Consider the following 22,935-nt stretch of genomic DNA (forward strand, 5'->3'; position numbering starts at 1 on the left):
AGCTTGGCGGGTTTTCAACCATGAATGAGCATTTCGAACGCCTGCTGCAGCGCGCAGAGCAACTGATCACCCGCATCGAGGCCGTGCTGCCGCAGCCGATGTCCGCGCCGGATTGGACCACGGCAGTGGCCTGGCGCTACCGAAAGCGGAGCAGCGGACATGGTGCGTTGGAGCCTGTGCGTCATGTGGGCGCCATGAGTCTGAGCGATCTGCAGGAGATCGACGGACAGAAGGACAGGATTCGGCGCAACACACTGCAGTTCGTGCAGGGGCTGCCGGCAAACAACGTGCTGCTGACCGGTGCGCGCGGTACCGGCAAGTCATCGCTGGTGCGAGCCTGTCTCAACGAGTATGCGCCGCAGGGCTTGCGCCTGATCGAGGTTGACAAGTCCGATCTGGTTGATCTGCCGGACATCGTGGAGGTGGTGGCGTCGCGGTCTGAACGCTTCATCGTGTTCTGCGACGATCTCAGCTTCGAGGACGGAGAGCCAGGGTACAAGGCGCTGAAATCCATTCTGGACGGGTCGGTGTCGGCGGCCAGCCCGAACGTGCTGATCTATGCCACCAGCAACCGGCGCCACCTGCTGCCCGAGTACATGAAGGAGAACCTGACCTATACCCACACGGCCGAGGGTGAGGTGCATCCGGGCGAGGTGGTAGAAGAAAAAATTTCGCTCTCCGAGCGTTTCGGCCTGTGGGTGAGCTTCTACCCGTTCAGCCAGGACGAGTACCTCACCATCGTCGCGCAATGGCTGTCGTCGTTCGGAATCGCGCCTGCCCAGATTGAAGCCGCGCGTCCGCTCGCGCTGGTGTGGGCTCTGGAGCGCGGTTCGCGCAGCGGCCGCGTGGCCTACCAGTTCGCACGCGACTACGCGGGCACTCACGCCAGCCAGGCATGAACGAGCCCGTGCTGGTGGTTGACGCGGATGAGCACCTCCCTCGGCCTGCGAACCGGCGCGTCGTGGACGTGGCCGTGGGCGTGCTGATGGCGCCCGATGGCGCGTTTCTGCTGACCTCGCGCCCGGCAGGCAAGGTGTATGCAGGCTATTGGGAGTTTCCTGGCGGAAAACTCGAAGCCGGCGAGACAGTCGAGCAGGCTTTGCGGCGCGAGCTGCAGGAGGAAATCGGTGTCACGATCGGCGCAGCGCCAATCTGGAAAGTCTCGATGGTGGACTATCCCCATGCGCTGGTTCGCCTCCACTTCTGCAAGGTCAGGGACTGGAGCGGGGAACTCCAGATGCGTGAAGGACAGCGGTCGTCCTGGCAAACACTGCCTGTGCGTTGCGAGCCAGTGCTGGCAGGTACCTTGCCCGTATTGGAGTGGCTGGCTGCCGAGCAGATGCGGCAGCCCTGAGTCCGGACTGCGGTACCGTCTCAGCTCTGCTCGAAGCCAGGGTCGCTTTGCCCTTCCTTTTCGGGCAGCACGAAACTCTCACTGGCCCAGGCGCCCAGGTCCATCTCTTTGCAGCGCTCGCTGCAAAACGGGCGGTACCGATTGCTCGGCGCGAAGAGGCTGGGTCCATTGCAACCGGGGCACCGGACGGTTCTTGCGGGCCGGGGTCCTGATGCGTTATCTCTCATGAGAGGGACTTCAGGCGCAGAGGGTCAACTCGAACGCGGCATCTTCCTGGGCGGGGTGCAGGCGGTCGTCTTCGCCATGGCGCATCAGTCGCACCGACAGCATGAGCCGGTTGCCGCTGATCTCGGGAATCAACCCTTGCGAGGGATCGATCTGCAGTCGCAGCAACTGGAAGCTGCGGCCCTGCGGCAGGGTGAGCTGGAACTGCCCACCGGGCGCCACCACCTTCTGGGCCGAGCCGGAATCGCGCAGCATCTTGAGCAACTGCACGATGGATTCCGCCAGAGGTGCCAGAGGCATCGACCAGCGGTGCAGATCGGCGCGCCGTTCCTCGGCGCTGCGGTGTTGCCAGTGGTAGTACGCGGGCAGATCGAATTCGCATGTTCCACCGGGTATGCCGATGCGACTTCGAATGCTCATCAGCCAGTCGTTCTCGGTGAGGGACTGGCCGGTCTTGCCCGTCAGCTGGTTCAGCTGCGTGAAGCAGTCTTCAAGCTTCAGGATGACCTCGTCAAGCGCCTGCTCGGAGATCATCGGATTGCCACGGTAGCCGATGAGCTGCTGTTTGTGCCGGTCGAGGTCCTTGAGCACATCCGACTTCATGTCGGCACGTGCAGCCACGTCCATGATCTCGAAGATCGTCTGGATGGCGTAGTGGTGGTCCAGCGGATGGCTGCGTGGTACCAGCTCGACCATGCGGCGGAACAGCTGTTCAAGCCGCAGGTAAGTGCGAATGCGTTCGTTGAAGGGGTAGTCGTACAGGATCACGGCGGCGGGAAGTCGCAAGGCAAGGCGGCGGGGAGGCGTTCATCATAGCCCGAACCGATTGGCCAGCCATTGCGCGGATTGCTCGAGCTCAGCGATGTCATTTCCGTCGTTGAACACCACCAGGTCAGCAGCTGCCAGGCGTGTGGCTCTCGGGCTCTGACTGCGCATCACCGACTCGGTGGTGGCGTGATCCCATCCACTTCGGATCTGAACGCGTCGCTTCTGGGTCTCGGGTGTGCAGTCAACCACCAGGACAAGATCCAGCTGGAAGCGCCAGCGAGGTGATTCGACGAGCAGGGGAACGTCGAAAACCAGGCAGCTCGCCGAGGAGGCGAGCGTCCGGCGCCCGATCTCCGCACTCACCAGCGGATGGACGATGCCCTCGAGGGTCTGGCGCGCCTCGGGCCGAGCGAAAACGTGTTCGCGCATGCGCTGTCGGTCGAGTGCACCATCCGCAGTGAGGAAATCGGGGCCAAAGATCTGTGCAATGGAGGGCATTGCAGCGCCCTTGGCGTCTGTGCAGGTGCGTGCAATCGCGTCGGCGTCGATCGTCTCGGCACCTCGGATTTGCAGCATGCGGGCCAGAGAACTCTTGCCACTGCCGATGCCACCCGTGAGACCCACCTTGAGCAGGGGGCGACGCTTCGATTCACTCACAGCCCGATGGCGGCCAGGATGGCCGACGGGCCGAAAATCATCGAGCTCAAGCCGGCGAGTGCCAGGAAGGGCCCGAAAGGCACGTAGCCACCTTCGCGCAGCTGACCTTTGAGCTTGATGGCAATGCCGATCACCGCGCCGATCGCCGAGGCCATCAGAATCACCGGTATCAGCGCCTGCCAGCCGAACCAGGCGCCAAAGACTGCGAAGAGCTTGAAGTCGCCGTAACCCATGCCTTCCTTGCCGGTAAGCAGCTTGAAGGCCCAGTAGATCAGCCACAACGAGAGATACCCCGCCACAGCGCCCCAGAGGGCATCTGGCAGCAGCGTGTCCGTCAACCGCAGTCCTGCGGCGCAGAGCCCTGCCCAGAGCAGCGGCAGCGTGATGTCGTCAGGCAGCAGCGTGGTGTCCCAGTCAATCGCGGCCAGCGCCAGTACCGCAGCGGAGAAGCCGCACCACGCGAGGGCCTCCCAGGTGCTCCCCCAGTGCCACCCGCACCAGGCGAACAACGCGGCCGTGGCCAGCTCGATGGCCGGGTAGCGCAGGCTGATGGGTGCCTTGCACTGGCTGCACTTACCCATCAGGGCGAGATAGCTGAACACGGGGATGTTCTCGAACCAGCGGATCTGGTGTCCGCAGTGAGGGCAGCGCGAGCGCGGGGTCATCAGATTGAAGCGCGCCTTTTGGGGCACCTCTGTTGCTGAGGTCTGGCCTTGCGTTTCCTGAAGTTCGGCGCATTCGGCTGCCCAGCGCTGTTCCATCATCTTGGGCAGGCGATGGATCACCACATTGAGGAAACTGCCCACCAACAGACCCAACAAGCCCAGCAGCGCCGCTGCCGCTGCTCCGCCTGCCTCGAGCATCAAACCACCTGGCCCAGCTTGAAGATGGGCAGGTACATCGAAACCACGATGCCGCCGATGACCGTGCCCAGCACCACGATGATGATGGGCTCCATAAGGCTGGAAATGCCGGCCACCATGTCATCAACCTCGGCTTCGTAGAAGTCAGCGGCCTTGCCCAGCATGTGGTCGATCGAGCCCGACTCCTCCCCGATGGCGCACATCTGCAGCACCATGGAAGGGAAGATGTTGGCGTTGGTCATGGCATTGGTCAGGCTGGTGCCGGTCGAGACTTCCTGCTGAATCCGCTCTGTGGCGATGGCATAGACCGAATTGCCCGACGCGCCGCCTACCGAATCCAGTGCCTCCACCAGCGGGACACCCGCCGCAAACATTGTTGCCAACGTACGTGTCCAGCGGGCGATGACGGATTTTTCTATCAGGTCGCCGAAGATGGGAAGCTTGAGCAGCAGCCGGTCCATGAAGCGCTGCACCTTTTCATTGCGCCGCCAGGCCTGCATGAAGAAGTAGAAGCCGCCTCCCAGGCCGCCGAAGATCAACCACCAGTACTCGGTGAAGAACTCGCTCATCGCGATCACGAACAGCGTGGGGGCTGGAAGATCTGCGCCGAAAGAGGAGAAAACTTCCTTGAAAGAGGGAATCACGAAGATCATGATCACAGCCACCACCACGAAGGCCACGATGACGACGGCAATGGGGTACATCAATGCCGATTTGATTTTTGATTTGAGGGCCTCCGTCTTCTCCATGTACGTGGCCAGGCGGTCCAGCAACTCTTCCAGAATACCGGCCGCTTCACCCGCTTCCACCAGGTTGCAGTAGAGGCTGTCGAAGTACAGCGGGTTCTTGCGGAATGCGGCGCTTAGCGAGGTACCGGTTTCCACATCGGTCCGGATGTCGTTGAGCAGCTTGGTCACGCTGGGGTTGGCGTTGCCGCGACCGACGATATCAAAGGCCTGCAGCAACGGCACGCCGGCTTTCATCATGGTGGCGAGCTGGCGCGTGAAGATGGCAATGTCCTTGGGCTTGATCCGTTTGCCCGAGCTCATGCGGCGCTTCTTGACCTTGCCGGGCACGATGCCCTGCCTACGCAGCGCGGCCAGAACCTGGTTCTCGCCCGCGGCCCGCGTTTCTCCTCGAACGACCTTGCCGTTGCGGTCCTTGCCCTCCCACTCGAAGACCAGTTCCTTGGTGTTTTTGGATACTGCAGTTGCCATGGTGTCCTCTGAGGCTTGTGTCTAGCGCTGCGTCACTCGTTAGTCACGCTGAGCACTTCTTCCAGCGAAGTCATGCCGAGCTTTACCTTGAGCAGCCCGGATTCGCGCAGTGTGCGAACCCCTTCCTTGCCGGCTTGCTGAGCGATGTCCAATGCGCTGCCGCCGCGCAGGATGATGCGCTGAATCTCTTCCGAAATCGGCATCACCTGGTAGATGCCGACACGGCCCTTGTAGCCGTTGTTGCACGCCGAGCAGCCGACCGGTTTGTAAGGTGTCCAGGTGCCGTCAAGATCCTCGGCCTTGAAGCCGGCGTCCACCAGGGCCTTGCGCGGCACGTCAAGCGGTGCCTTGCAGGTCGCGCAAAGGCGTCGCGCCAGTCGCTGCGCGGTGATCAGGATCACGCTGGAGGCGATGTTGAACGTGGGGATGCCCATGTTCATCATCCGGGTCAGCGTGGTGGGTGCGTCGTTGGTGTGAAGGGTGGACAGCACCATGTGACCGGTCTGGGCCGCCTTGATCGAGATGTCGGCGGTTTCCAGGTCGCGTATCTCGCCCACCATGATGACGTCGGGATCCTGACGCAGGAAAGCCTTGAGCGCCGCCGCGAAGGTAAGGCCCGCCTTCTCGTTGACGTTGACCTGGTTGACACCCGGCAAATTGATTTCGGACGGATCCTCGGCCGTGGAGATGTTGATGCCTGGCTTGTTCAGGATGTTCAGGCAGGTGTAGAGTGACACCGTCTTGCCCGAGCCGGTAGGCCCGGTCACCAGCACCATACCGTAGGGCCGGCTGATCGCGCTCATCAGCCGTTCCTTTTCCTCCGGCTCATACCCCAGCGCGTCGATGCCGACCTTGGCGCTGCTCGGATCGAGGATACGGATCACGATCTTTTCGCCGAACAGGGTCGGCAAGGTACTGACCCGGAAGTCAATCACGCGCTCCGGCCCGATCTTGAGCTTCATCCGCCCATCCTGCGGCACCCGCTTTTCGGAGATGTCCATGCGGGAAATCACCTTGATGCGTGACGCGAGCTTGTCCTTGATGGCGACTGGCGGAGACGCGATTTCGCGTAACTCACCGTCGACCCGGAAGCGCACGCGGTAGTTGTGTTCGTAGGGCTCGAAGTGCAGATCAGAAGCACGCATGTTGAAGGCGTCGATCAGCATCTTGTGCAGGAACTTGACCACGGGCGCGTCGTCGACTTCCGAGGACTTGTCAGCCGCATCGCTTGTCGTCGTATCGGTAGCGACTTCGTCAAACTCGAAATCGCCACCGATGATGTTGTCCATCGTGTCGTTGACACTGGTGGTCTGGGTTTCCACCAGCTTGCTGAGCTTGTCGTACTCGGCGATGACCCAGTCAACGCCCATCTGCGTGGCGAACTTGATCTTTTCTGCGGCCTGCTGATCGGACGGATCGGCCGTTGCCACCATCAGGCGGTTGTTGCGCTTGCTCAGTACGACGATACGGTAATCGGCGCAGATCTTGGGGTCGAGCAGGCCGCTGGGAAGGCGCTGGACGTCGATGGCGTCCAGATCAAGCAAGGGTGCCGCAAAGGCCACCGACATCGTATGCGCCAGGTCCGAAGGGGATACCGCACCCGAACCCGTCAGTTCCGCAATGAAGCTGGTTCGGCCGCCCTGCGCTTTGCGGTAGAGGTCTTCTGCCGCCTTCTGACCGAGTTTGCCAGCGGACACGAGCGCGCGGCCCAGGCCGGGCAAGGCCATGGAGGGGGTATCCTGGGGGGCAGTTTCGACGGACGCCATAGGGCTGTAATCTATCGTAAATCAAGGACTTGCCCGTCACTATTGAGGCAACTTGTCTTGAAAATGCGGGTTCCCCCGTACCGGGCGTTGTATCAAGGACGCGAAAAGCGACCGTTGTGCACCCTATCGGCGTGGAGCGGGGTGTTCTGAAGGGGGAAGAAACTGGTCGGGGTGAGAGGATTCGAACCTCCGGCCTCTACGTCCCGAACGTAGCGCTCTACCAGGCTAAGCTACACCCCGATGGACCTGCTGGTCAATCTTGAGGCGGTCGAAAACCGCCCCTGGCCGCCTAGGATCGCCGTTCAAGCAGGCCAGCCGCCAATTGTAGCAAAGCCCCGCTATATGCATTCGCTGGCAGTCGCCGGGCGGCGTCGATCGCGCGCTGGGCTTCGGCGTGCGCACAGGATCTGGCAGCCTCGAGTGCACCTGTCTGCATGATGATGTCCCGGATGGTGTTCAGGTGGGCCAGGTCTCCCAGCTCGATGGCCTGCCGAATGAGCGCCTTCTGCGAGTCCGAGCCGGACCGCAAGGCGCAGATGATGGGGAGAGTGACCTTGCCCTCACGCAGGTCGTCACCCAGGTTCTTGCCCAGTTCGTCGGCGCTGCCCTCGTAGTCCAGCACGTCGTCTACGACCTGAAAAGCGGTGCCCAGAGCCTGACCATACTGTGCGCACAGTGCCTCAGTCTGGGCGTCCGCCGCGGCCAGTATCGGGGCGAGGCGGGCACTGGCTTCAAACAGTTTCGCCGTCTTGGAGCGGATCACACGCAGGTATCCCGCCTCGTCAATGGACGCGTCGTGCATGTTCATGAGTTGCAGTACTTCGCCCTCGGCGATCACGTTGGTTGCGTCCGAAAGCACCTGCATGACGCGCATGTCGTTGATGTCGACCATCATCTGAAAGGCGCGGGAATACAGGAAATCGCCGACGAGCACGCTCGCCGCATTGCCAAAACGCTCATTGGCGGTCGGACGGCCACGGCGCAGGGTGGATTCATCCACCACATCGTCATGCAGCAATGTGGCCGTATGGATGAACTCAACCACGGCGGCGAGGGTATGGCGTTTGGGATTCTGGTTCTCGATCGCGCCACTCATCAGTAGAAGAAGGGCTGGGCGCAGACGCTTTCCGCCAGCTGAGATGATGTACTGGGCCACCTCTTTCACCAGGGGCACCTCGGTGGTCAGGCGTTCGCTGATGACCTGGTCCACCTGCAACATGTCGGATTGGATCAGATCCAGAGGGCTGATGGCTTGTGCGGAGGGCGTGGTCAAGATGGTTGTGTTCGTGCGGCGCTTGCAGAGGGGCACGATTATAGGAAGCGTGTGAAATGCCAGGAGGTGCGCGCGCTGGCGGGTACGCCCCTGGCCCGTGGCCCTCCCCATGCCCGACTTGTCGGCTTTTCCCGTACATGCTACACTCGCGGGCTCGGCGGAATTCCGTCCCCCGGGCTTCCATTCGTGGAATTCATTCAAGAGGTTCATATGTACGCGGTCATAAAAACCGGTGGCAAACAGTATCGTGTTGCTGCTGGCGAAAAAATTAAAGTAGAACAGATTGCTGCGGATGTGGGCCAAGAGATCGTGTTTGACCAGGTCCTGGCTGTCGGTAACGGCACCGAGATCAAGGTGGGCACTCCCTTGGTTTCCGGCGCAACGGTCACGGTCACGGTGTTGGCTCATGGCAGGCACGACAAGGTCAGCATCTTCAAGATGCGCCGTCGCAAGCACTACCAGAAGCGCCAGGGTCACCGGCAGAATTTCACCGAACTGCAGATTGCATCGATCGCAGCCTGAGGAGTAAGTCAACATGGCACAGAAAAAAGGCGGCGGCTCAACGCGAAACGGGCGCGATTCCAAGCCCAAGATGCTGGGCGTGAAAGCGTTTGGCGGCGAACTGGTCAGCGCGGGCTCGATCATCGTGCGTCAGCGTGGCACCAAGTTCCACCCCGGCGTTAACGTGGGCTTGGGCAAGGATCACACGATCTTTGCGACGGTCGATGGCCACGTCACCTTTGCTGTCAAAGGTGCACTGAATCGCCAGGTCGTCAGCATCACCCCCGTTTGAACGGGATTTCATTGCTGCTCGATCGAAGAGTCCGGGCGGTGTGATGGACACAGGTGATGTGTCGAATGCAAAAGGCCCGCCTGAGCGGGCTTTTTGTTTGCTTCTCAATGGTTGGCTGCTTTTGCAGGGACACACGTCATGAAGTTTGTGGACGAAGCCACTATCGATGTCGCCGCGGGCGACGGTGGCAACGGCTGCGCGTCATTCCGACATGAGAAGTACAAGGAATTTGGCGGGCCCGACGGCGGGGATGGCGGTCGTGGAGGACACGTCTATGCCGTGGCCGATGCCAGTCTGAATACCTTGGTGGACTTTCGCTTCACCCGCCGCTTCGAGGCGCATCGCGGCGAGCATGGCAAGGGATCGGACATGTTTGGCGTCAAGGGCGACGACATCGTGCTCAAAATGCCGGTGGGTACCATCATCTCGGACGCCGAAACCGGGGAGGTATTGCACGAACTGCTGCAGGCCGGCGAGCAGATCACCATCGCCAAGGGGGGCGACGGTGGCTTTGGCAACATGCACTACAAGAGTTCGACCAACCGGGCGCCGCGTCAGAAGACACCGGGTTGGCCGGGAGAGAAGCGCACTCTCAAGCTCGAACTCAAGGTGCTCGCCGATGTCGGGTTGCTGGGAATGCCCAACGCCGGCAAGTCAACGCTGATCTCGGCGATTTCCAACGCGCGCCCAAAGATTGCCGACTACCCGTTCACCACCCTGCATCCCAACCTGGGTGTGGTTCGTGTTGGACCGGAGAAAAGTTTTGTTGTCGCGGATGTTCCCGGTCTGATCGAAGGCGCCTCCGAGGGGGCTGGCCTAGGCCACCAGTTCCTGCGCCATCTGCAGCGCACGCGCCTTTTGTTGCATATGGTGGATGTGGCGCCGTTTGACGAAGGCGTTGACCCTGTGGTACAGGCCAGGGCCATCGTGGCCGAACTCAAGAAGTTCGATCAGAAACTGCACGAGAAGCCCCGCTGGCTGGTGTTGAACAAGCTGGACATGGTGCCTGCCGAGTCGCGCGAACAGCGCGTCAAGGACATTGTGAAACGCCTGAGGTACAAGGGGCCTGTGTTCGAGATATCGGCACTCACTCGCGAAGGTTGCGAGTTGCTGGTGCAGAAGGTGTATCAGCACATCGCGCAGGTACACCAGTCGCAGCAGGCACCCGTTGATGTGGACCCGCGCTTCGTGGATGGCCCGGACTCCCGTTGAACCCCAAGGACTTGGCGTCATGGACACCACCTTTCCCGCACAACTGGGCGACGCGCTGAACATGTCCGGCTCCGCACCGGTTGCCGTGTGCAAAGGGGCGCGCCGCATTGTGGTCAAGGTGGGGTCGAGCCTTGTAACCAATGACGGGCGCGGACTGGATGAAGAAGCCATCGAGCAGTGGAGCCGGCAGCTCGCAGCCCTTGTGCAACAGGGGCGTGAGGTCATCATGGTCAGCAGTGGCGCGGTGGCCGAGGGCATGAAGCGGTTGGGATGGCGTGTTCGACCCCGGGAAGTCAACGAGCTCCAGGCGGCAGCTGCGGTCGGGCAGATGGGCCTGGTGCAGATGTACGAAAGCAAGCTGCGTGGCTGCGGCGTGGGCAGCGCCCAGGTGCTGCTGACGCACGCCGACCTGGCCGACAGGGAGCGCTACCTGAACGCTCGCTCGACCTTGCTGACCTTGTTGCAGTTGGGTGTCGTGCCGGTGATCAACGAGAACGACACAGTCGTCAACGACGAAATCAAGTTCGGCGACAACGACACGCTTGGTGCGCTCGTGGCCAATCTGGTGGAGGCTGACGTGCTGGTGATCCTCACGGACCAGCGCGGTCTGTACTCCGCCGATCCGCGGCGCGACACTTCGGCCCAATTTGTTCAGGTGGCACGTGCCGGGGACGTGCGGCTGGAGGCCATGGCTGGTGGGGCTGGAACCGGTATCGGCAAGGGCGGAATGATCACCAAAATACTGGCCGCCAAGCGGGCGGCCGGTTCGGGGGCATCCACAGTGATTGCCTGGGGGCGAGAACCCGATGTGTTGCTGCGGCTTGCGGCGGGCGAAGCCATTGGCACATGCCTGATGGCCCAGACACCAAAGAACCAGGCGCGCAAACGCTGGATTGCCGACCATCTGCAGTTGCGTGGTGCCGTGGTGGTGGACGATGGCGCGGTAGGCAAGATCGTTGGCGAGGGCAAGAGCTTGCTGCCGATCGGCATGACGGCGGTGGAGGGGGACTTTTCCCGCGGCGACGTCATCGCCGTGCGCGATGCGCGCGGGGTGGAAGTGGCTCGTGGCCTGGCCAACTACGCGAGCAGCGAGGCGCGGCTCATTTGCCGCAAGTCTTCCGTGGACTTCGAACGCCTGCTGGGCTACGTGGCTGAGCACGAAATGATCCACCGCGACAACCTCGTGTTGACACGGGCTTGAGCCCGAGTGCTGGCGCCGTCATTGGCCGCTGTGGGGTCGTCCGTTCTTCAATGTGCGCAGGATTCTTCGGGCGTCGCCCGTGACGGTGCGGCCTTCGCAGATTCCCGCGCGGGCCAGCATCATGGCAGGACGGGTGAACCCACTGAATGACAGCGCCTGCCATTCTTCCTTTGAGTCGGTGTTCCAGCTGTCGCGGTTGTCCCAGCGTCCATAGGTCTTGACCTCGGCGGTCTCGCAGCGGATTCCCTGATACAACGCATTGAGCGCGCCGCTGGAGCTGCGCGCGACCAGCACATAGCGCACCACGCCATCGTTCCCTACGGAGAGGGTCTCGGGATCGATGCCGTAGGTCAGGGCGGAGTCCCGCTTGACCTCGAAGATCTGCAACCGATCGGCGTTGAACATAGCTGGGAGAGCGACTGCAGCTTCCTGCCACGGCGGATCGTCGGTTTGAGCACGCGCTTCCTGGGAGATACAAAGAAAACTGGTCAACGCGCTGACAGCTACGGCGATGTGCAGCGACCGGTGAAAGGCATGGGTCATTTGTAGGGTGTCTGGGCGGGGCTGGCGCCGCATTGCGGATCGGGGTCGAAGCTGGCTCCAGGAGGCAATTCAAGCCCGCGAGGTACGTCCGATGCTGGTGCGGAGGCCTGCGCGCTTTCGTCATGCCGATGGCGCGAGCCACCCCGCAAAAAACGGTTGCGATTGTCGTTCCTGGGCAGGTAGCGGGCGAGTTCGGTGAGCGCCATTTCATAGACGCCGCGCTTGAATTCCACCACCACGTCAAGCGGCACCCAGTAGTCGTGCCAGCGCCAGGCGTCGAACTCGGGGTGGCTGGTGGCGCGCAGGTTGAGATTCCAGTCCTGCGCGACGAGGCGCAGCAGGTACCAGATCTGCTTCTGGCCCTTGTAGTGACCGCGCGCATCGCGGCGGATGAAACGGTCCGGCACTTCGTAGCGCAACCAGTCCCGCGTGCGGGCCACGATGCTCACGTGCTCGGGCATGAGCCCCACTTCCTCGTGCAGCTCGCGGTACATCGCCTGCTCGGGTGTCTCGCCCCTGTCGATGCCACCTTGCGGAAACTGCCAGGAGTGTGAGCGGATGCGCTTGCCCCAGAACACCTGGTTTCGCTGGTTGAGCAGAATGATGCCGACATTGGGCCTGAAGCCTTCTCTGTCAAGCATAATCAACCCCAAATTTTTAAACTGTGTTCATTATGCATCGCGTATGGCGCGCTGCGAAGTGACCACACACCTGTAGCGACGCCCGGCGCAGGTGGTCCTCCCAGCGTCGGGGGCGGGCTGTTTCCCTGGGTTCCACCCTCGTTGCTCCAACCGCTGCCTGCCGGCAGAACCTCGCTCGCCCATGAAAGCCTCCCAATTCCTGATCACCACCCTCAAGGAAGCGCCAGCCGACGCGGAAGTCGTCAGCCACCAGCTCATGACACGCGCCGGCATGATCAAGAAGCTGGGTGCCGGCATCTACAGCTACATGCCCATGGGCTTGCGAGTGATTCGCAAGGTGGAGGCCATCGTGCGCGAGGAAATGAACCGAGCCGGCGCTGTCGAACTGTTGATGCCGGTGGTTCAGCCGGCCGAGTTCTGGCAGGAGACCGGGCGCTGGGAAAAAATGGGCCCGGAACTGATGCGCGTGAAGGACCGGCACGACCGTGATTTCATCATCCAGCCGACCAGTGAAGAGGTGGTGACCGACATCGCCCGTCAGGAGTTGCGCAGCTACAAGCAGTTGCCGCGCAATCTTTACCACATCCAGACCAAGTTCCGCGACGAACGCCGTCCGAGGTTCGGCGTCATGCGCAGCCGCGAATTCATCATGAAGGATGCGTACAGCTTCGACCGCGACCTGGACGGAGCGAAGGCGAGCTACCAGGCGATGGCGGGCGCCTACCGGGCGATCTTCGACCGCTTTGGCCTGCGCTACCGTGCGGTCGCGGCCGACAGCGGTGCCATTGGTGGCGATTTGAGTGAAGAGTTCCAGGTCATCGCGGCCACGGGCGAGGATGCCATCGTCTATTGCCCCACGAGCGACTACGCGGCGAACATGGAAAAGGCCGAGGCGCTGGCGCCGGTGGGGCCACGCCCGGCGGCTGCCAACCCCATGGTCAGGACGCCCACGCCAGGCAAAAGCACTTGCGCGGATGTGGCTACGCTGCTGGGTGTGCCGCTGGCGACCACGGTGAAGTCGCTGGTGCTGGCCACTGACGAACTCAACGAGGCTGGCGAAATCGCCAGGAGCCAGGTCTGGCTCTTGCTGCTGCGGGGTGACCACGACATGAACGAGGTCAAGGTCGGCAAGGTGCCGGGCCTGGACAACGGCTTTCGCTTTGCCACGGTGCCCGAGATCGTCGACCACTTCGGCACCCGGCCGGGTTACCTGGGCCCCATCGGGTTGAAGAAGCCCGTGAAGATCGTGGCCGACCGCGAAGCCGCGGTGATGGCCGACTGGATCTGCGGCGCCAACGAGGAGGACGTCCACCTCACGGGCGTGAACTGGGGACGCGATCTGCCCGAACCCGACGCTGTGGCCGACCTGCGCAACATCGTCGAAGGTGATGCCTCACCGGATGGCAAGGGCGTGCTGGCAATCGAGCGCGGCATCGAGGTAGGGCACATCTTCGTGCTCGGCACCAAGTACAGCAAGGCCATGAACGCGACCTTCCTGGACGAAGGCGGCAAGCCCCAGTTCCTCGAAATGGGGTGCTACGGGATCGGCATCACGCGCCTGCCGGCTGCGGCCATCGAGCAGAACCATGACGAGCGCGGCATCATCTGGCCCGACGCGCTGGCGCCGTTCACGGTCGTGGTCTGCCCGATCGGCATGGACCGCAGCGCCGAGGTCAAGGCCGCAGCCGAACAACTGTACGCGGACCTGATGGCTGCAGGCATCGACGCGATCCTGGACGACCGAGGTGAACGCCCGGGGGCGATGTTTGCTGATTGGGAACTCATCGGCGTGCCGCACCGCGTGACCATCGGCGACCGAGGCCTCAAGGCCGGGCAGGTCGAGTACCAGCACCGCCGCGATGCCGCGGCCACCCAGGTCGCGGTCGGCGAGGTACTGGCGCTCCTGAAAGGCAAGCTGGCGGCATGAAGCCTCTGGCGTGGTCGCGACGGGACTGCCTGCTCGCCGCAGGTGCGGTGGGACTGTCTGGCTTGCCGATCCCGTCCCGGGCAGGAGGTCAGCTTGAAGAGCCGCTGGCCGATTCCGTGCGCGGCGCGCTCAGCGCGGCCATCGCCAACAGCGCGCCCCCCGTGCCCGAATTCGCCGATCTGGAGAAGCGTCTGGCGTACCTGCGCTGGCTGGGCGCCACCAGCGATCGGCTGAAGCGCCGCAAACCTGACTTCCAGACCCGCATCGAGTTCCTGCAGACCATCTGGTACGAAACCCGTCGCGCCGGCCTGGACACCACCCTGGTGCTCGGACTGGTGCAGGTCGAGAGCGCATTCCGCAAGTTCGCCATTTCGAGCGTGGGCGCGCGCGGCTACATGCAGATCATGCCGTTCTGGTCACGCCTGATCGGTGATGGTGACGTCGGACGGCTCTTCAACATGCAGACCAATCTGCGCTTCGGCTGCGTGATCTTGCGCCACTATCTTGACCGCGAGCGTGGCGACACCTTCCTCGCGCTGGGCCGCTACAACGGCAGCCGTGGCAGGGCCGCGTACCCGAACGCGGTGTACGCGGCCGCGAAAAACTGGGCACATCCAGACGCCTGAGCGCCCGGCTTCACTGGATGAAGCCGATGCGGCCCTTGCCTGGACCCGCGCGCGGCAGGTCGTCGGGTTCGACACGGTAGCGGTTGTCCAGCCGCGCATTGCCGAATGCCGTCACCAGCGCGCGCCGCATCTCGCGTGGCGCCAGTGTGGCCAACTGGTCCAGCACGTCGTCGGCGGGCTCCGGGTCGAAGCGCTGGCCCCAGTCGTGTTCACCCAGGATGCCGCGGTAGAGGTGCGCGGCGATCTTGCGCGCGGCGTCGGGCGAAGGCGGTGCGATCTCGTACACGTTCATGCGGTTCATGATCGGGTCCGGGATGGCGCGCTCGTCGTTGGCGGTGGTGACCCAGATCACCTGACTGGCATCGATCGGCACCTCGGCGAACTCGTCCACGAAGGTCTGCGCGGTGTCGTGCTCGAGCAGGCTGTAGAGCGCGCCCAGTGGGTCGTACTGCGCGTCTGCGCTGGCCTTGTCGATCTCGTCCACCACGATCACCGGGTTGGCGTACTGGCCATCGACCAGGGCCTCGAAGACCTTGCCCGGCTTGGCGCCCTTCCATTGCGAGGAGGAGCCAGAGAGCAGCCAGCCCGCGGTCATCGAACTCATGGGCACCAGGCTCATGCTGGTGCCCAGCAGGTCGGCGAGCTGGCGCGCGAAGTGGGTCTTGCCCACGCCGGGCGGGCCCAGCAGCAGGATAGGTGTGACTTCCAGGCTGTCGCGGCTGTCGTGGCTCAGTGCCACGTGGCGCTTCACATCGTCGAGCACCTCACCGAAATTGGGCAGCAGGTTGTAAAGCGGCACCATGTCGGGCACACCGGAAGGCTTGACCGCAAAGCGCTGCGGGCCGCGTTCGAGCATGCGCTGCCAGGTGTTGCGCAGGCTTTCGTAGTCGCGCTCGTTGCCACTGGCCTGCAGGTTGGCCAGCTTGCGCTCGACGTCGTCGGCGCTGAACACGCTGCGCATCTGGGCGATGGGCAGACCGAGGGAGGGTGAAGCGACCAGGCTGTGCGAGCTCATGCGGTTCTCCTGAAGGTTCGGCGACGATTTCATTCAAGCACAAGACGTGCCGGCGCGCCAAACCGAAAAGCACCCCATTCCCGCCGCATACCGAGGGATCGCCCCCGGGTGTGCGAAAAGACGCGAACAGAAAGCACAAAGCCACCCGGAGGTGGCTTCGCGTGGCGCCGGTGTCGGGGTCAGGCCTGGCCGCTGATGACCTGCTGGAGTTCACCCGACTGGTACATCTCCATCATGATGTCCGAACCACCCACGAACTCGCCCTTGACGTAGAGCTGCGGGATGGTGGGCCAGTTGCTGTATTCCTTGATGCCCTGGCGGATGCCGTCGTCTTCCAGGACGTTGACGGTCGTCAGGGTACGGGGTTCGACGCCGCAGGCCTTGAGGATCTGGATCGCCCGGCCGGAGAAGCCGCACATGGGGAAGCTCGCGTTGCCCTTCATGAACAACACGATGTCGTGGGATTTGACCAGCTGGTCGATACGGGTTTGGGCGTCGCTCATGGCTGAAAGTCCTTGTGCAAGAGGGCCCAGATCAGGCCCCGGAACAACCCGCATTATCGCCGTTGTGGCCATTGGCCGCCGCTGCAGCGCGCAATGCCCGCCAGGTCGGCGCGGCTGTCCACCTGCTCGAACCCGGCCGCGCGCAACAGTTCGCGAACCGCCGGCGCCTGGTCGTGGCCATGTTCCAGCAACAGCCAGCCGCCCGGGTGCAGGGCTTCGTGGGCATGGGCGACGATGTGGCGGATGTCGTCCAGGCCGTCGGCGCCCGCCGTCAGGGCCGAGACGGGTTCGTGCCCGAGTGCCGCCAGATGGATGTCGCCCTCGGCAATGTAGGGCGGGTTGCTGGCGATGATGTGGAAGCGCTGGCCGGGCACGGCCGCGATCCAGTGGCCAGGTAAGAAGTCGACCGCCAGGCCAAGCCGTCCGGCATTGCGCCGTGCGACGCAGAGTGCACCGTCGCTGGCGTCGGTGGCGAACACGCAGGCGGCCGGGCGCTGTGCCTTGATGGCCAGCGCGATTGCGCCACTGCCTGTGCCGAGGTCGAGCACGCGGGTGGGGCCGGGGAAGTGATCGAATCGTGCGATCGCCCAGCTCACCAGGGTCTCGGTGTCGGACCGGGGCACGAGCACACGGGCGTCCACCTGCAGCGTGAGACCGAAGAATTCCTGGTCGCCGCGCAGATACGCCATCGGCTCTCCGTCCGCGCGGCGTTGTGCCAGGGCGTCCAGCCGTGCGGTGGTGCTGGCGTCCAGGGCATCGCCGTCGTGCGCCATCAGCCACGCGCGTTCATGCGCGCCGCGCCCGAGCGCGAGCAGCAGCAGCATCTGCGCGTCGATCCGGTCAAGGCCTTTGCCTTGCAGATGTGCAAGCGCTTCGCGCAGCGTCATGATCCGTTGCGCTGTTCGAGTTCAGCCAGCAACTCGGTGCCACGCGCCACCTGCAGCGCATGGATCACCTCGTCCAGGTCACCCTCCATCACCTGCAGCACCTTGTAGAGCGTGAGGTTGATGCGGTGGTCCGTGATGCGGCCCTGCGGGAAGTTGTAGGTGCGGATGCGGTCGCTGCGGTCGCCGCTGCCGATCAGCCCCTTGCGCGTGGCGGCCTCGGCGGCCGCGCGCTCGCTGCGTTCCTTCTCCTGCAGGCGCGCGGTGAGCACCTGCAGCGCCTTGGCCTTGTTGCTGTGCTGCGAGCGGCCGTCCTGGCATTCGGCGGTGATGCCGGTGGGCAGGTGGGTCACGCGCACGGCGGAGTCGGTCTTGTTGATGTGCTGGCCACCGGCGCCGCTGGCGCGGTAGGTGTCGATGCGCAACTCGCTCGGGTTGAGCTGCACCGCCTGGGTTTCGTCGGGCTCGGGCATCACGGCCACGGTGGCCGCGCTGGTGTGGATGCGGCCCTGGGTTTCGGTGGCGGGCACGCGCTGCACGCGGTGGCCGCCGGATTCGAAACGCAACCGGCCGTAGGCGCCCGGGCCGGCCACGCGCAGCACCACTTCCTTGTAGCCGCCGAGTTCGCCCGGCGATTCGCTCACGGTCTCGACCTGCCAGCGCTGGCGTTCGGCATAGCGGGTGTACAGCCGCGCCAGGTCGCCGGCGAACAGGGCGGACTCGTCACCGCCCGTGCCGGCGCGGATTTCCACAAAGGCGTTGCGCTCGTCGTCCGGGTCCCGGGGCAGCAGGAGTTGTTGCAGCTCGGTATCCAGCCGTTCCATGTCGGCCCCAGCCGCCTCGATCTCCTCTTGCGCCATCTGGGCCATGTCGGGGTCGTTGACCATCTCCCTGGCCGAAGCCAGGTCGGCTTCGCGCTGCAGATAGCGGTTGAACACGTCGACCACGCCCGAGACCTCGGCGTGTTCGCGGCTCAGTGCGCGGAAGCGGTCCATCTGGTCGACCACATCGGGCGCGGACAGCAGCGCGTCGAGCTCGTGCAGGCGGGCTCGCTGGCGCAGCAGGGTGTCTCGGACAAAGGATTTCATGGGTATGCGGCGACCCGGACAGGCCATCGCGGGCACGCCCGCGCAGCCTGGACGGCCCGGTCCAGCTAGTTCTGCGCGGGGCCGCGCGGGGTCTTGGGCAGTTCGTCGCGCAGGAAAAGGCGCGAGACGGTTTGCGCGGTCGCGGCGCGCGCGGTCACGTCGCCGGTATGCAGTTCGGCCAGTGTGCCGTGCAGCATCTTTTGTGTCAGGCCACGCGAGAGCGCCTCGAGCACGGCCTCGACCGGTTCGCCGCGGGCCAGCAAGCGGCGCGCACGCGCCAGTTCGATGGCACGCCACTCGTCGGCCTGGGCGTTGATCTGCTGGATCAGGGGCACCACGCCGTGGGCCGGATCTCGCTGCTCCATCCAGTGCATGAAGCTGAGCACGCCTGCGTCGATGATGGCCTCGGCCTGTGCCACGGCGGCCTGGCGGTGGTCCTTGCCGGTCTGTACCACGGTGGCCAGGTCGTCCACGGTGTACAGGTACACGTCGGGCAGGCCCTTGACTTCGGCCTCGATGTCGCGCGGCACGGCCAGGTCGACCATGAACATCGGGCGGTGGCGGCGCTTCTTCAGTGCGCGTTCGACCGCACCCAGACCGATGATCGGCAGCGTGCTGGCGGTGCAACTGATGACGGCGTCGAACTCGTGCAGGCGGTCGGGCACTTCGGCCAGGCGCATCACCTGGGCGCCCAGGCGGCTGGCAAGCTTTTCACCGCGCTCCAGCGTGCGGTTGGCAATCGCCATGCCTTTGGGACTGCGGGCGGCAAAGTGGGTGGCGGCCAGTTCGATCATCTCGCCCGCGCCAACGAAGAGCACCTGGATGTCGCGCAGGTCCTCGAACAGCTGTGAGGCCAGGCGCACCGCAGCGGCGGTCATGCTGATGGAATGCGCGCCGATCTCGGTCGAGCTGCGCACCTCCTTGGCCACGGCGAAAGAGCGCTGGAACAGCTGGTGCAGCGTGGTGCCCAGGGCGCCGGCATCGCTGGCGGCGCGCACGGCGTCTTTCATCTGGCCGAGGATCTGCGCCTCGCCCAGCACCATGCTGTCCAGGCCGCTGGCGACGCGAAACGCATGGCGCGCGGCCTGGTCGTCGCGCAGCACATAGGCATGGTCGCGCAGCACGTGGCTGCTCACGCCGCCGGTGCGGGCCAGCCACTCCAGCGTCGGGTCGACCGCCGACTGGTCGCCCGCGCCATAGAGCTCGGTGCGGTTGCAGGTGGACAGCAGGGTGGCCTCGGGCTGGCGCGCCAGACTCTGCCGGTAGCCGTCAAGCGTGGGCTGGATCTGGTCGAGCGCAAACGCAAAACGGCCCCGCAGATCGAGCGGAGCCGTGTTGTGGTTGATGCCGAGGGCCCAGACAGACATGGGCGTGATTATAAAATTGAACCCTTATGCACGCCGCCGCCGCCACCGAATGACGCCCTGGGCCTTTCTGGTGCACATCGCCAGCTTCATGGCGCCCGCCCTGTTCGTGGCAGGGGTCCTGTGGACCGCTCCCCGCCTGCGCCGCGCTGGCCGCGCCCGGCTAGGTGCGCGCCTGGAGGCCTTCATGCTGGTCGTGGCCGGAGTCGTGGTCCTGCTGGCGGGGCTGGTGTTCTTCGGTCGCGACGGCAAGATCGCGACCTACGCCGCGCTGGTGTTCGTGCAGGGCACGCTGGCCTGGTGGTTGCACCGCAGACGCTGAGCAATCCTTTTCAGCGGTCGGGTGAAAACAGGTCGATCCGGTCGGTGATGATGCCGTCCAGCCCGAGGTCAAACAGGCGCTGGGCAGCCCACTCGTCGTTGACTGTGTAGGCCAGGGTGCGCAGGCCGGCGCCCCGGGCCTGCGCCACGGTGGTCGCGTCCCACAGCGCGTGGTTGCACACCAGGGCTGCGCAGCCCAGCGACTGCGCGGTGTCCATCCAGCCGTTCCACAGGGTGTCGAGCAGCAGCCCGCGCGGCAGATGCGGAGCGGTTTCGAGTGCGCCGCGCAGTGCATCGGGCTGGAACGAGGTCAGCAAAGGCGTGCGCGCCGCATCGTCCTGCCAGAGCCGGTCCGCTGCGGAGGCCACCGCGCGGCCTGTGGCCAGCTCGGTGCCTGGTGTCGGCTTGATCTCGATGTTGAGCCAGTGGCCTTGCGCCTGGCAGTGGCGCGCCACGGCGTCCAGCGTGGCCAGGGGTTCACCGGCAAAGGCGCGCGAATGCCAGCCACCGGCGTCGAGCTGGCTCAGGGCACTCCAGTCCTGTTCACCGGCCATGCCGGTGCCGTTCGTGGTGCGCTCCAGTGTCGTGTCGTGCAGCAGGAAGACCACGGCGTCCGCGCTGAGTTTGGCGTCGCACTCGTACATGCGGTAGCCATGGGCGGCACCCAGGCGGAACGCGGCCAGGGTGTTTTCGGGCGCCAGCCTGCCGGCGCCACGGTGGGCAATCCAGCGCGGGTAGGGCCAGGGCTTCGCGGGAACCGTCACTGCCGCTGGCCGGTCTGCGCGTCGAACCAGTGGATGCGGTCTTCGCGTGGCTTCGCGTGAATGGTGCTGCCGATGGCGGGCGAGCCCTGGTCTTCGTGCGTGCGGATGATGAGGGTCTCGTCGCCCAGGCGCGCATGCACCAGGCGTTCGCCGCCGAGCAGTTCCACCGTTTCCACCTGCATGGCCCAACCGCTGTCGCCCAGATCGATGTGCTCGGGGCGGATGCCAAGCAGGCTGCCCGGGCGTGCGCCCGGCGCACTCTTGAGCAGGTTCATCGGCGGCGACCCGATGAAACTGGCGACGAAGGTGGTCGCGGGGCGCGAGTACACCTCTTCGGGCGTGCCGAACTGCTCCATGCGGCCGGCGTTCATCACGATCATGCGCTGCGCCAGCGTCATCGCCTCGACCTGGTCGTGCGTGACGAACAGCGAGGTGATGCCCAGTTCGCGGTGCAGCTTCTGGATCTCCAGCCGGGTCTGGGCACGCAGCTTGGCGTCCAGATTGGAGAGAGGTTCGTCGAACAGGAACACCTGCGGCTGGCGCACGATGGCGCGGCCCATGGCCACGCGCTGGCGTTGGCCACCCGAGAGTTCGCGCGGCTTGCGTGCGAGCAGGTGGCCCAGTTCCAGAATGGCGGCGGCCTTGTCCACGCGCTGTTTGATCTCATCCAGCGGCACCTTCTTGATCTTCAACCCGTATGCCATGTTGTCGAACACGGTCATGTGGGGGTAGAGCGCGTAGTTCTGGAACACCATGGCGATGTCGCGTTCGGCCGGCTCGAGCTCGTTGACCACGCGCCCGCCGATGGAGATGTCGCCACCACTGATTTCCTCCAGTCCGGCGACCATGCGCAGCAGGGTGGACTTGCCGCAGCCCGAAGGCCCGACGATGACGATGAATTCGCGGTCGGCGATCTCGGCGTTGACGCCATGAATCACCTGCAGCTCGGTCTTGCCGGTGCGGTAGCGCTTGACCACGTCCTTGAGTTGGATGGATGCCATGTTGTTGCTTGTTCTCGTTACTTTTCCGTGTCCACCAGGCCCTTGACGAACCAGCGTTGCATGAGGATCACCACCAGCGCGGGCGGGATCATGGCCAGCACGGCCGTGGCCATGACGATGTTCCAGTCGGTCGCGGCGTCGCCGCCGCTGATCATGCGCTTGATGCCGATCACCACCGGGTACATGGTCTCCTCCGTGGTCACCAGCAGCGGCCACAGGTACTGGTTCCAGCCGTAGATGAACTGGATCACGAACAGGGCGGCGATGCTGGTGGTGGACAGGGGGACCAGCACGTCCTTGAAGAAGCGCATCGGCCCGGCGCCATCCATGCGCGCGGCTTCCACCAGTTCGTCGGGCACCGTCAGGAAGAACTGCCGGAACAGGAAGGTCGCCGTGGCCGATGCGATCAGGGGCACGGTGAGGCCGGCGTAGGTGTTGAGCATGCCCAGGTTGGCCACCACGGCGTAGGTCGGGCCGATGCGCACTTCCACCGGCAGCATCAGCGTGACGAAGATGGCCCAGAAGAAGAACATGCGGAACGGGAAACGGAAGTACACGATGGCGAAGGCCGACAGCAGCGAGATCGCGATCTTGCCGATGGCGATGACCAGGGCCGTGATCAGGCTGACCATCATCATGCGGCCGACCGGCGCGTTCGAGGCTGCACCCATGCCGGTGCCTTGCAGGGCGGCGGTGTAGTTCTCGATCAGGTGGCTGCCGGGCCACATCGACATGGGCGCCTGCAGGATCTCGGACGCGGTCTGCGTGGACGCGACGAAGGTCACATACAGGGGAAAGGCGATCACGATCACGCCCAGGACGAGGACGGTGTGCGAGAGCACACGCAGCCAGGGATTGCGTTCGACCATTCAGCGACTCCCCGCCTGCGCGCGGCGTTGCTGCCGGATCGGCGACAGGTGGAAAACGAT

General features: G+C 64.2%; 26 protein-coding genes and 1 tRNA gene. 9 read left to right on the plus strand and 18 right to left on the minus strand.

Annotated elements, in window-relative coordinates:
- Positions 1-20: 20 nt before the first annotated feature.
- Both K5880_RS15440 and K5880_RS15445 read left to right on the plus strand, forming a co-directional pair.
- Positions 21-899: an ATP-binding protein gene (locus tag K5880_RS15440; RefSeq protein WP_297654089.1), complete on the plus strand. Its 879-nt coding sequence runs from the start codon at positions 21-23 to the stop codon at positions 897-899.
- Positions 896-1,354, plus strand: a complete 459-nt coding sequence (locus K5880_RS15445) for an NUDIX domain-containing protein (RefSeq protein WP_297654092.1) — start codon at positions 896-898, stop codon at positions 1,352-1,354. The genes K5880_RS15440 and K5880_RS15445 overlap by 4 nt, the downstream gene beginning before the upstream one ends.
- 20 nt (positions 1,355-1,374) lie before the next feature.
- Here K5880_RS15445 and K5880_RS15450 read toward each other — a convergent pair whose 3' ends face one another.
- The 8 genes from K5880_RS15450 to K5880_RS15485 form a co-directional block, all read right to left on the minus strand.
- The gene (locus K5880_RS15450) at positions 1,375-1,581 is read right to left on the minus strand and encodes a DNA gyrase inhibitor YacG (RefSeq protein WP_297654095.1); all 207 of its coding nucleotides are present in this window, start codon (positions 1,579-1,581) and stop codon (positions 1,375-1,377) included.
- 10 nt (positions 1,582-1,591) lie between these two features.
- Entirely contained in the window at positions 1,592-2,347 is a 756-nt protein-coding gene (gene zapD / locus K5880_RS15455) for a cell division protein ZapD (RefSeq protein ID WP_297654207.1), read from the minus strand.
- Between the two features lie 42 nt (positions 2,348-2,389).
- Positions 2,390-3,004, minus strand: coding sequence for a dephospho-CoA kinase (gene coaE, locus K5880_RS15460; protein WP_297654098.1), 615 nt, complete (start codon positions 3,002-3,004; stop codon positions 2,390-2,392).
- The gene (locus tag K5880_RS15465) at positions 3,001-3,867 is read right to left on the minus strand and encodes an A24 family peptidase (protein ID WP_297654101.1); all 867 of its coding nucleotides are present in this window, start codon (positions 3,865-3,867) and stop codon (positions 3,001-3,003) included. The genes coaE and K5880_RS15465 overlap by 4 nt, the downstream gene beginning before the upstream one ends.
- On the minus strand, positions 3,867-5,084 hold the full coding sequence (locus K5880_RS15470) for a type II secretion system F family protein (protein WP_297654103.1): 1,218 nt from the start codon (positions 5,082-5,084) through the stop codon (positions 3,867-3,869). The genes K5880_RS15465 and K5880_RS15470 overlap by 1 nt, the downstream gene beginning before the upstream one ends.
- A gap of 32 nt (positions 5,085-5,116) precedes the next feature.
- The gene (pilB, locus tag K5880_RS15475) at positions 5,117-6,850 is read right to left on the minus strand and encodes a type IV-A pilus assembly ATPase PilB (protein ID WP_297654106.1); all 1,734 of its coding nucleotides are present in this window, start codon (positions 6,848-6,850) and stop codon (positions 5,117-5,119) included.
- A 163-nt stretch (positions 6,851-7,013) separates the two neighbouring features.
- A tRNA-Pro gene (locus K5880_RS15480) sits at positions 7,014-7,090 on the minus strand.
- Positions 7,091-7,139: 49 nt separating this feature from the next.
- Positions 7,140-8,069 (minus strand): polyprenyl synthetase family protein, encoded by a 930-nt coding sequence (locus K5880_RS15485; protein WP_297654210.1) that lies wholly within the window; start codon positions 8,067-8,069, stop codon positions 7,140-7,142.
- A 264-nt stretch (positions 8,070-8,333) separates the two neighbouring features.
- Between K5880_RS15485 and rplU the strand changes: the two genes are divergently transcribed.
- From rplU to proB, 4 genes are all read left to right on the plus strand, one after another.
- Positions 8,334-8,645, plus strand: coding sequence for a 50S ribosomal protein L21 (rplU, locus tag K5880_RS15490; protein ID WP_137917938.1), 312 nt, complete (start codon positions 8,334-8,336; stop codon positions 8,643-8,645).
- A 13-nt stretch (positions 8,646-8,658) separates the two neighbouring features.
- On the plus strand, positions 8,659-8,916 hold the full coding sequence (rpmA, locus tag K5880_RS15495) for a 50S ribosomal protein L27 (RefSeq protein ID WP_297654109.1): 258 nt from the start codon (positions 8,659-8,661) through the stop codon (positions 8,914-8,916).
- A 138-nt stretch (positions 8,917-9,054) separates the two neighbouring features.
- Positions 9,055-10,128 (plus strand): Obg family GTPase CgtA, encoded by a 1,074-nt coding sequence (gene cgtA / locus K5880_RS15500; RefSeq protein WP_297654215.1) that lies wholly within the window; start codon positions 9,055-9,057, stop codon positions 10,126-10,128.
- A 61-nt stretch (positions 10,129-10,189) separates the two neighbouring features.
- Complete coding sequence (gene proB / locus K5880_RS15505; RefSeq protein ID WP_297654218.1) at positions 10,190-11,329, plus strand: glutamate 5-kinase; 1,140 nt, start codon at positions 10,190-10,192, stop codon at positions 11,327-11,329.
- Between the two features lie 18 nt (positions 11,330-11,347).
- Here the strand turns inward: proB and K5880_RS15510 are convergent, their stop codons facing one another.
- Both K5880_RS15510 and K5880_RS15515 read right to left on the minus strand, forming a co-directional pair.
- On the minus strand, positions 11,348-11,872 hold the full coding sequence (locus K5880_RS15510; protein WP_297654112.1) for a CNP1-like family protein: 525 nt from the start codon (positions 11,870-11,872) through the stop codon (positions 11,348-11,350).
- Positions 11,869-12,513: an RNA pyrophosphohydrolase gene (locus K5880_RS15515; RefSeq protein WP_297654115.1), complete on the minus strand. Its 645-nt coding sequence runs from the start codon at positions 12,511-12,513 to the stop codon at positions 11,869-11,871. The genes K5880_RS15510 and K5880_RS15515 overlap by 4 nt, the downstream gene beginning before the upstream one ends.
- Positions 12,514-12,694: 181 nt before the next feature.
- Between K5880_RS15515 and K5880_RS15520 the strand changes: the two genes are divergently transcribed.
- Positions 12,695-14,440 carry a proline--tRNA ligase gene (locus tag K5880_RS15520; protein WP_297654118.1) on the plus strand — a complete coding sequence of 582 codons (1,746 nt, stop codon included), beginning with the start codon at positions 12,695-12,697 and terminating at the stop codon, positions 14,438-14,440.
- Positions 14,437-15,066: a transglycosylase SLT domain-containing protein gene (locus K5880_RS15525; RefSeq protein ID WP_297654121.1), complete on the plus strand. Its 630-nt coding sequence runs from the start codon at positions 14,437-14,439 to the stop codon at positions 15,064-15,066. The genes K5880_RS15520 and K5880_RS15525 overlap by 4 nt, the downstream gene beginning before the upstream one ends.
- Before the next feature lie 10 nt (positions 15,067-15,076).
- Here the strand turns inward: K5880_RS15525 and K5880_RS15530 are convergent, their stop codons facing one another.
- The 5 genes from K5880_RS15530 to hemA all read right to left on the minus strand — a co-directional run bounded on the left by K5880_RS15530 (position 15,077) and on the right by hemA (position 19,923).
- Positions 15,077-16,081 carry an AAA family ATPase gene (locus tag K5880_RS15530; protein WP_297654124.1) on the minus strand — a complete coding sequence of 335 codons (1,005 nt, stop codon included), beginning with the start codon at positions 16,079-16,081 and terminating at the stop codon, positions 15,077-15,079.
- A gap of 179 nt (positions 16,082-16,260) precedes the next feature.
- Positions 16,261-16,584 (minus strand): Grx4 family monothiol glutaredoxin, encoded by a 324-nt coding sequence (gene grxD / locus K5880_RS15535; protein WP_297654128.1) that lies wholly within the window; start codon positions 16,582-16,584, stop codon positions 16,261-16,263.
- A gap of 53 nt (positions 16,585-16,637) precedes the next feature.
- Positions 16,638-17,471 (minus strand): peptide chain release factor N(5)-glutamine methyltransferase, encoded by an 834-nt coding sequence (prmC, locus tag K5880_RS15540; protein ID WP_297654131.1) that lies wholly within the window; start codon positions 17,469-17,471, stop codon positions 16,638-16,640.
- Complete coding sequence (gene prfA / locus K5880_RS15545; protein ID WP_297654133.1) at positions 17,468-18,556, minus strand: peptide chain release factor 1; 1,089 nt, start codon at positions 18,554-18,556, stop codon at positions 17,468-17,470. Before prfA ends, prmC begins: the two co-directional genes overlap by 4 nt.
- Before the next feature lie 65 nt (positions 18,557-18,621).
- Positions 18,622-19,923, minus strand: coding sequence for a glutamyl-tRNA reductase (hemA, locus tag K5880_RS15550; RefSeq protein ID WP_297654136.1), 1,302 nt, complete (start codon positions 19,921-19,923; stop codon positions 18,622-18,624).
- Positions 19,924-19,972: 49 nt separating this feature from the next.
- Here hemA and K5880_RS15555 point away from each other — a divergent pair, with 49 nt between their 5' ends.
- Positions 19,973-20,242, plus strand: coding sequence for a hypothetical protein (locus K5880_RS15555; RefSeq protein ID WP_297654139.1), 270 nt, complete (start codon positions 19,973-19,975; stop codon positions 20,240-20,242).
- 10 nt (positions 20,243-20,252) lie between these two features.
- Here K5880_RS15555 and ugpQ read toward each other — a convergent pair whose 3' ends face one another.
- The 3 genes from ugpQ to ugpE are packed head-to-tail and all read right to left on the minus strand — an operon-like array spanning position 20,253 to position 22,875.
- Positions 20,253-21,005 (minus strand): glycerophosphodiester phosphodiesterase, encoded by a 753-nt coding sequence (gene ugpQ / locus K5880_RS15560; RefSeq protein WP_297654142.1) that lies wholly within the window; start codon positions 21,003-21,005, stop codon positions 20,253-20,255.
- Positions 21,002-22,006 (minus strand): sn-glycerol-3-phosphate import ATP-binding protein UgpC, encoded by a 1,005-nt coding sequence (locus K5880_RS15565; protein ID WP_297654146.1) that lies wholly within the window; start codon positions 22,004-22,006, stop codon positions 21,002-21,004. The genes ugpQ and K5880_RS15565 overlap by 4 nt, the downstream gene beginning before the upstream one ends.
- 17 nt (positions 22,007-22,023) lie before the next feature.
- The gene (gene ugpE, locus K5880_RS15570) at positions 22,024-22,875 is read right to left on the minus strand and encodes a sn-glycerol-3-phosphate ABC transporter permease UgpE (protein ID WP_297654149.1); all 852 of its coding nucleotides are present in this window, start codon (positions 22,873-22,875) and stop codon (positions 22,024-22,026) included.
- Between the last annotated feature and the right edge of the window lie 60 nt (positions 22,876-22,935).

Source organism: Hydrogenophaga sp. (genome assembly GCF_025699295.1).
Taxonomy (GTDB): domain Bacteria; phylum Pseudomonadota; class Gammaproteobacteria; order Burkholderiales; family Burkholderiaceae_C; genus Hydrogenophaga.